Source organism: Microbacterium sp. Bi128 (genome assembly GCF_918698205.1).
In genome coordinates, this window is sequence record NZ_CAKKMM010001361.1 from 1 (window position 1) to 1,371 (window position 1,371).

A 1,371-nucleotide genomic window follows, 5' to 3' on the forward strand; every position below is an offset into this window, starting at 1 on the left:
GTCACCGGCCGTGCCAAGCAGCGCCCGTTCGGAGACGGGGTCGACGGCGACGACGGACTCGGTCACCTGAGGAGCCATCGGCAGGGAAACGGAGAGGTTGAAGAGGTTGTGCTCGGAGCCGCCGGCCGGGGTGGGGAACTTGATGCCGGTCTCACCCTCCGGGCCCTGGATGCGGACGTTCTTGCCGCCCTCAACCTGTTCCTCGACCAGCTTCGCCTTGCCGAGGGAGCCCTCGGCCGTGGTCTTGAACAGGGTCTGGTCGGAGTGGCCGTCGGAGCTGACGGCGCTGGCCGTGAGGCGGTATTTCTTTGGCGTGTCGCTCAGTACCGACTCCGCGGCCGGCCACTTGCTCGGATCCGTGGCGGTCGGGTCGCCGGAGGTGCCCGCGAGGCCCGCGTTGAAGCCCAGGTAGTCGGTAGCGTCCAGCCGCGGCGACTCCAGGTTCTGCGTCACGCGCGAGACCAGGCTGATGGGGGCGGCCACAGAGGTGCCGGAGAGCTTGCGGATCGAATCCAGCTGCTCGAAGCTGATGCCGCCCTGGCCGGTGGCGATGTCCGGCTGCATCAGGCCGCCGTTATCCTTCGCCTTGGCCTGCACCAGGACGTCATAGAGCCCCCGGGAGTTTTGGTCCACGGTCCTGCTCAGCGCCGCCTGGGACTGACCCTGGACGAGCACGGACAGGCACATGGCCACGATCAAAATGGACGCGGTCAGCAAAAGCACTCTGCTTCTGATGAACCTCTGGACGGCGTTCATTGGGCTCCTGAAAGCTGGATTGCGTGCGCACGCCGCAGTTCATTTCCTGAGGAAGTGAAGGCGTCCCGTGCCGGGCGTGCAAAAGTAAAGGCCGGTCTGCCGGCCAAGACCCGAAATTCGGTCCTAGCCATTGTACGCAGACCGGCCGGCCTCTCGTGGCCGCCGGCGGCGGTCATGCCGCCGCCGGGGCCACGCGGGGAGGATTTCAGTCCTCGAGGTCAACCTCGCGGACCATGTCAGCGCCGATCCCGGCCTTGATCGCGTCAAGGACCTGCTGGGGAACGGAGCTGTCGATGGTCAGCAGGGCCAACACCTGGCCGCCTTCCGTCTGGCGTGCCACCTGCATGCCGGCGATGTTGATGTTGTTCATGCCCAGGATGTGGCCGATCGTGCCGATCACGCCAGGGCGGTCCGAGTAGGCAACCACCACGAGGTGTTCGCTGATCGGGATTTCCACCTCGTAGCCGTTGACGCCGACCAGTTTCTGGATCTGCTTCGGGCCCGTCAGGGTTCCGGCGACGGAGATCTGGCTGCCGTCGCTGAGGGCGCCGCGCAGGGTCAGGACGTTGCGGTACGACTCGGTGTCCGGCGTGGTGATGAGGCGGACGTTGATGC

1 protein-coding gene and 1 pseudogene are annotated in these 1,371 nt (G+C 66.3%); both read right to left on the reverse strand.

The window, feature by feature from the left end:
- Window positions 1-756, reverse strand: a pseudogene (locus LQV45_RS32805) (ABC transporter permease); the annotation flags it as partial.
- Between the two features lie 205 nt (window positions 757-961).
- A partial coding sequence (locus LQV45_RS32810) for an ACT domain-containing protein (protein ID WP_230011811.1) occupies window positions 962-1,371 on the reverse strand: 410 nt, incomplete at its 5' end.